This is a genomic window from Actinosynnema sp. NPDC059797 (genome assembly GCF_042732085.1).
Classification (GTDB): domain Bacteria; phylum Actinomycetota; class Actinomycetes; order Mycobacteriales; family Pseudonocardiaceae; genus Actinosynnema.
On record NZ_JBHWIE010000355.1, the window covers coordinates 1 to 6777 of the forward strand.

Sequence of the window (6777 nt, forward strand, 5' to 3'; positions counted from 1 at the left end):
GTCGTGCTCCACGTCGGTGGAGGAGGTGGCGCGGTAGTCGGCGACGATCGAGGTGACGGCGTCGCGGGACGCGGCCAGGTAGGCGGCGCGCACGTCGGGCGGGATGGCGTCGGGCGAGCGGGTCCAGACGTCGAGGAAGTGGCCGAAGAAGGCGTCGGGCGCGCCGGCGATGAGCTGCTCGGGCAGGCCGGGCGGCTGGGCCATGAGGTAGAGGTGGAAGGCGACCGCGGCGGTGGTGCCGTGCAGCACGTCCCAGGTGTCCAGGGTGGGCAGCGTGTCGAGCAGGGCGAGGTGGCTGACGGCGTCGGGGTGGTCGAGGCCCGCGCGGAAGGCGACCAGGGCGCCGCGGTCGTGGCCCGCGAGGGCGAAGCGGTCGTGGCCGAGCAGGCGGGCGAGGGCGACGACGTCGGCGGCCATGGTGCGCTTGCTGTAGGCGTGGCCGTCGGTGTCGGCGGGTTTGTCGCTGTCGCCGTAGCCGCGCAGGTCGGGGCAGATGACGGTGTGGTCGGCGGCGAGGTCGGCGGCCACGTGCCGCCACATCAGGTGGGTCTGGGGGAAGCCGTGCAGCAGCACGACCGGGTCGCCTTCGCCCGCGGTGGCCACGTTGAGCGTGACGCCGTCGGCGACGGTCACGTGCCGGTAGTGGAATCCGGGGATCCGCATGGTCTGCCTCTCGGGTTGGTGTGGTGCTGTGCCACCAGCGTCGGGGAGGCCGATGAGCGGTCGGTCAGCAACGGGTGAGCGGCGCTGCCGGGCCGGTCCGCGCGGGTTAGAGTGCGCGGCTCGGAGGGAGGTCGGTGTCGGTGCGGTTCGGCGTGCTGGGTCCGCTGGTGGTCGAGGACGACCGGGGCCCGGTGGGGGTGGGCGGGTCGCGGCACCGGGCGGTGCTGGCGCGGCTGCTGCTCGCCCGCGGCCGGGTGGTGCCGGTGGAGCGCCTGGTCGACGACCTGTGGGAGGAACCGCCCGGGGGCGCGGTGGGCGCGGTCCGGACCTTCGTGGCGGCGCTGCGACGGGCACTGGAACCCGACCGGCCGCCGCGCGCCCCGGCCCGGCTGCTGGTGACCGAGCCGCCCGGCTACGCCCTGCGCGCGGAGGCCGGCGCGGTGGACGCGTGGCGGTTCGAGGCGGCCGTGGCGGAGGCGGGGGAGCTGCCGGCGGGTGCGGCGCTGGCGCGGGTGGAGGAGGCGCTGGGATGGTGGCGCGGGCCCGCGTACGCGGAGTTCGCCGACCTGCCGTGGGCGCGGGGCGAGGTCGCCCGGCTGGACGAGTTGAGGCTGCTGGCGCTGGAGCGGCGGGCGGGCGCGCTGCTGGACCTGGGACGGGCCGCGGCGGCGGTGCCGGACCTGGAGGCGCACGTCGAGGGGCACCCCTGGCGGGAGGACGCCTGGCGGCTGCTGGCGCTGGCGCTGTACCGGGCGGGGCGGCAGGGCGACGCGCTGGGTGCGCTGCGCCGGGCCCGGGACGGGCTGGCCGAGGCGCTGGGCGTGGACCCCGGCCCCGACCTGCGGCGGTTGGAGGCCGACATCCTGGCCCACGCGCCCCACCTGGTCGAGGCGGGCGGGGACGCGCCGGTCGTCGGAGGTGCGGCGGGGCGGCGGGACGTGCCCGGGTCGGCCGGTCGCGACGAGGGATCCCCCGCCGGCCGGGACCGGGGCGCGGTGCGGTCCGTGGGCCGCGAAGACGTGCCCGCGTTGGTCGGCCGCGACGACGAGCTGGCCGGGTTGGGCGGTGCCGCCGAACGGGCCGTCGAGCGGCGGCGGCCCGTGCTGGTGCTGGTCTCCGGTGACGCCGGCGCGGGCAAGACCACCTTGGCCGAAGCGTTCGCCGCACGCCTGGCCGCACGTGGCTGGACCACGGCGTGGGGCGCCAACCCGGACGCGGAGGGCCTGCCCGCGGCGTGGCCGTGGAGCCAGGTCCTGGACTCCCTCGCCGCCTCGGGGCACGGGTACCCGACCGGCGACGGGCCGGCCGCCGGCGGCGACCCGCTGGTGGCGCGCTTCCACTGGCACCGCGCGGTCGGCGCGCACCTGGCCGGGGTCGCCCGCCGCGCCCCGCTGCTGCTGGTGCTCGACGACCTGCACTGGGCGGGCGAGGAGACCCTGGCCCTGCTCGCCTCGGTGGTGACCGACTCGGCCGCCCACCCGGTCCTGGTGGTCGCGACCTACCGCACCACCGACGTCCCCGCGGCCCTGTCCGACCTGCTCGGCCGCGTCGCCCGCGCCGAACCCACCCGCCTCTACCTCGGCGGCCTGCCCGCGGCGGCGGTGCCCGAGCTGGTGCGCGCCACCACCGGCCGGGACGTCGACGCCGCCACCGCGTCCGCGATCCACCGGCGCAGCGGCGGCAACCCGTTCTTCGTCCGCGAGCTGGCCCGGCTGGCCGCGGCCGAGGGCCCGTCGTGGGCCGAGTCGGTGCCGCCGGGCGTGCGCGACGTGGTCCGCCACCGCCTGGCGAGCCTGCCCGAGCCGGTCCGCGAGGTGCTGCGGCGGGCCGCCGTGGTCGGGACCGACCTGGACCTGGAGCTGCTGACCGCCCTGGCGGGTCCCGGCGTGCTCGACGCGGCGGAGGTCGCGACCCGGCGCGGTTTCCTCGTCGAACGCGGCCCGGGGCGGTTCGGCTTCGCCCACGCGCTCGTGCGCGACACCCTCCACCAGGACGTGTCGGGTTCGCGCCGGGCCCGGTGGCACGCCGCCGCCGGCGAGGCGCTGGAACGGCTCCGCCCGGACGCGGTGGACGCGCTGGCCCACCACTTCCTGCTGGCCGAGAGCCCGGGGACGGACGCCCGCGCCGCCCGCTACGCCCGTGCCGCGGCCGAGCGGGCCGAACGCCGGCGCGCACCGCACGAGGCGGCCCGGCTGTGGCGGGCCGCGCTCGCCGCCCACGACCGGGCGGCCGCCCACGACCACGGCGAGGACGACCCGGCGACCCGGTTGGAACTGGTCATGGGCATGGTCCGCACCCAGGCCGTCACCGGGGACCTCGACCGGGCCCGCCGGCACCGCGCCGAGGCGCTCGCCCTCGCGGAAGGTCTGGGCGACCCCGAGCTGACCGCCCGCGTGATCGGCGCCTTCGACGTGCCCGCCGTCTGGACCGACCACGACGACCCCGCCCTGGCCCGGCGGATCGCCGAGGTCACCGAGCGCACCCTGGCCGCCCTCCCGCCCGACCGGACCGCGACCCGCAGCCGGCTGCTGGCCACCCTCGCCCTGGAGCTGCGCGCCACCGGCGGCGACCGCGCCCGCGCCGCCGCCCGCGAAGCCGAGGCGCTGGCCCGCGAGTCGGCCGACCCGGCGGTGCTGGCCTTCGCCCTCAACGCCCGCTTCATGCAGTCGTTCCACCGCGCCGGCCTCGCACCCGACCGCGCCCGCACCGGCGCCGAGCTGGTCGACCTGGCCCGCCGGCACGACCTGGTCACCTTCGAGGTGCTCGGGCACCTCGTCCTGCTCCAGGCGCACTCGGCGCTGGCCGACTTCACCGCCGCCGACCGCCACGCCGCGGCGGCCGACCGGCTGGGCGAGGACCACCGGCTGCCCCTGGTGGGCGTGTTCACCCGCTGGTACCGGGCGTTGCGGGCCGCCGTCGCCGGGCGGGACGCCGAGGCCGCCTACCGCGAAGCCGCCGCCCGACTGGCCGGCACCGGCATGTCCGGTGTGGACGAAGGCATCCTGCCGTTCGCCCTGCTGTGCCACCGGCTCCAGCGCGGCGAACGCCCCGACCCCGACGCGGACTTCGGCGCCTACGAACCCTGGTGCCGGCCCCTGTTCGAACCGGCCGCCCACGTCCCGGACTCGCCCCGCGACCTGCTCTACGAAGCCCGCACGTGCCTGCACGCCGTCGTCGCCGTCCGCCGCGCCGACCTGGCGGCCGCCGAGCGCCTGCACGCGGACCTCGAACCGGCCGCCGACGAGCTGGCGGGCGCGGGCAGCGGGATGCTCACCCTGCGGCCCGTCGCCCACCACCTCGGCGACCTGGCCCGCGCCCTCGGCCGCCACCGCCTGGCCGCCGGGCACTACCACCACGCGCTGGCCGTGGCCGAACGCGCCGGCGCGCCGCACTGGGTCGCCGCCGCCCGGACCGCCCTCGCCCACCCGGTGTCCTGAGTGGAGTGTGGCGCGCCGATACCCGGCCGCCGCCGGGAGTGGTGGCGCGCACCACGGCGCACCCGACCCGGTGGTCCCTACCATTCACCGCAACGCGAGTGACGGCCGTCACTCATCCTCAACGGGGAGGTCGCGTCATGCCCGCTCGTCGCCCCGCCACCGCGGTCTTCGCCGCCGCGCTGTCCGCCGCGCTGGCCGTCGTGGGGCTGTCCACGGCGGGTCCCGCCCGCGCCGCCTCGCTCCAGGAGGTGACCGGCTTCGGCACCAACCCCGGCAACCTCCAGATGTTCCGCTACGTGCCGGACGGCCTGCCCGCCGGCCGCCCCGTGGTCGTCGCGCTGCACGGCTGCACCCAGAACGCCACCGCCTACGCCACCGGCACCGGCTGGGCGAAGCTGGCCGACCAGTGGCGCTTCTCCGTGGTCTTCCCGCAGCAGCGCACGGCCAACAACCTCAACTCCTGCTTCAACTGGTTCGAACCCGGCGACACCGGGCGCGGCGCGGGCGAACCGCTGTCGATCAAGCAGATGGTCGACCGCACCCGGCAGGACGTCGGCGCCACCACCGCCTACGTCAGCGGCCTGTCGGCGGGCGGCGCGATGACCTCGGTCATGCTCGCCACCTACCCCGACGTCTTCTCCGGCGGTGGCGTGGTCGCCGGCCTACCGCACGGCTGCGCGACTTCGGTCCTCCAGGCATACGGCTGCATGAACCCCGGCGTGAACCTCACCCCGGCGCAGTGGGGCGACAAGGTCCGCGCCGCCCACACCGGAGGTCCCCGCCCGAAGGTGTCCATCTGGCACGGCACCGCCGACACCACCGTAGTGCCCGCCAACGCCGACGAGCTGGTCGAGCAGTGGACCGACGTCAACGGCACGGACCAGATCCCCGACGTCAGCGACACCGTGGCCGGCTACCCGCACCGCGTGTACGGCGGCGTGGTGGAGCTGTACCGGATCACCGGCATGGGCCACGGCCACCCGGTCGACCCCGGAACCGGAGCCGCCCAGTGCGGCGCGGCGGGCGCCTACGTCCTCGACGTGAACATCTGCTCCGCCTACCACATGGGCCGCTTCTGGGGCCTGGACGCCGGTTCGCCCACCCCGACCACGACCTCGACCGGCGGCACCACGCGGCCCCCGTACACCGGGACCGCCACCGGGACGGCGACCGAGCACTACGTCGCCGGGCGCGTCGGCGTCACCGACTACAACACCCTGGGCGCGCGCTACGGCTACCGCGCCTCCTTCACGCTCTACCGGTGCGCGGCGGGCTGGACCGACAAGCCCGACTGCTCGCCGCTGTGAAACGCCCTCACGGCTCGGTGCTGCCGGACGGCTGGACCTCGACGATGTTCGCCGCGTCGAGCACGAACGTGGAGCGGTCGGGCAACAGCACCGACACCCAGGAGCGGTCGGTCTCGGGGTCCACCACGTGGGCCCCGAGGACCACCCCGGTCAGGAACGTCTCGGGGGCCAGCACGTCCGGGTTGAGGTAGGTGACGATCGAACCTGGTTGGGGGAGGGACGGGTGAGCCATGGCCAAGACCTCCGACGCCGGGTCAGCCGCGCCGTGCGCGTGGCGCCCCGACCGGGTACCCGGCCACCGGCGCGGCAACCACGCAGGTCACACGGACGAGGGCAGCAGCGCGTGCGCGCGGTCCGGGCTCCACTCCAGCAGCAGCAGGGTGGCGTCGTCCTGCAACCGGCCCCGCTGGTGCTCCAGCACCGCGCGGGTGATGCGCCGCAGCGTCTCCGGCGGGGGCATCCCGGCCGCCTCGTGCTCCTCCACCAGCGCGACCAGGCGGTCCAGGCCGAACAGCTCGCCCTCGGGGCTGCGGGCCTCGACGATGCCGTCGGTGAGGAACAGCACCCGGTCACCCGGCCGCAACCGCACCGAGGCCGGCCGCACCGACGCCCGCTCCAGGTGCCCCAGGCCCAGCGGCGTGCGCAACGCGCCCTCCAACTGGCCCACCGCGCGCCCGTCCCGGAACAGCACCGGCGGCGGGTGGCCCGCGTTGAGGTACTCCAGCACGCCCGTGTCCAGGTCCAGCCGGGCGAGCACGGCGGTGGCGAAGCTCAGCCTGCCGATCGAGTTCTGGCTCGTGATGCTCCGGTCGGCCAGCTCGGCGGCCTCGACCAGGCCCAGCCCGCCCCGGCGCGCGTTTCGGGTGGCGGCCAGCGCCACGGTCGTGGTCAGGCCCGCGCTCATGTCGTGGCCCATGGCGTCGATCAGCGCCACGTACGCCCGGTCGGGGCTCACCGCGTAGTCGTAGCCGTCACCGCCGACCTCGTCGTAGGGCTCCACGGCCGCGGTCACCACGACCCGTTCGGAGGCGAACGTCTGCGGCGGCAGCATCTGCCACAGCAGCTCCGAGGCCACGGCCAACTGCTTGGTGCGGCGCAGGACGTGGAACAGGTCGCCGTAGTGCTGCTTGCTCTGCACCAGGTGACCGATCAGGCCGGCCAGCGTCCAGCACTGCGCGCGCAGTTCGGGGTCGTCCGGTTCGACGCCCTCGGGCAGGTCCACCCGCACCACGCCCAGCCGCTCGGTGCCGTTGAGCAGCGGCAGCCACAGCCGGGGCGGCGACGGCACGCCGACGACCTCGACGCCCTGGTAGGACCGACCGGCCTCGGACGAGTCGACCGGCAGCCCCGGACCGCCCACCACCGGGTGC

Annotated in this window: 5 protein-coding genes; 2 read left to right on the plus strand and 3 right to left on the minus strand. The window is 76.7% G+C overall.

Annotated elements, in window-relative coordinates; translation table 11 throughout:
- Positions 1-663: alpha/beta fold hydrolase (locus tag ACFV4N_RS36870; protein WP_499677301.1), on the minus strand; the 663-nt coding region annotated here is incomplete at its 3' end.
- 140 nt (positions 664-803) lie between these two features.
- Between ACFV4N_RS36870 and ACFV4N_RS36875 the strand changes: the two genes are divergently transcribed.
- Both ACFV4N_RS36875 and ACFV4N_RS36880 read left to right on the plus strand, forming a co-directional pair.
- The gene (locus tag ACFV4N_RS36875; RefSeq protein ID WP_499677305.1) at positions 804-4100 is read left to right on the plus strand and encodes an ATP-binding protein; all 3297 of its coding nucleotides are present in this window, start codon (positions 804-806) and stop codon (positions 4098-4100) included.
- A 137-nt stretch (positions 4101-4237) separates the two neighbouring features.
- A complete protein-coding gene (locus tag ACFV4N_RS36880) occupies positions 4238-5407 on the plus strand; it encodes an extracellular catalytic domain type 1 short-chain-length polyhydroxyalkanoate depolymerase (protein ID WP_499677302.1) in 1170 nt (389 codons plus the stop codon).
- Positions 5408-5414: 7 nt separating this feature from the next.
- Here the strand turns inward: ACFV4N_RS36880 and ACFV4N_RS36885 are convergent, their stop codons facing one another.
- Together ACFV4N_RS36885 and ACFV4N_RS36890 are read right to left on the minus strand one after the other, a co-directional pair.
- Complete coding sequence (locus ACFV4N_RS36885; RefSeq protein ID WP_499677303.1) at positions 5415-5639, minus strand: hypothetical protein; 225 nt, start codon at positions 5637-5639, stop codon at positions 5415-5417.
- A gap of 87 nt (positions 5640-5726) precedes the next feature.
- Positions 5727-6777: PP2C family protein-serine/threonine phosphatase (locus tag ACFV4N_RS36890; protein WP_499677304.1), on the minus strand; the 1051-nt coding region annotated here is incomplete at its 5' end.

Bases quoted from the DNA above. Each gene is read 5' to 3' on its own strand.
- ACFV4N_RS36885 (WP_499677303.1), bottom strand. From the start codon at position 5,639: ATGGCTCACCCGTCCCTCCCCCAACCAGGTTCGATCGTCACCTACCTC.
- ACFV4N_RS36880 (WP_499677302.1), top strand. From the start codon at position 4,238: ATGCCCGCTCGTCGCCCCGCCACCGCGGTCTTCGCCGCCGCGCTGTCC.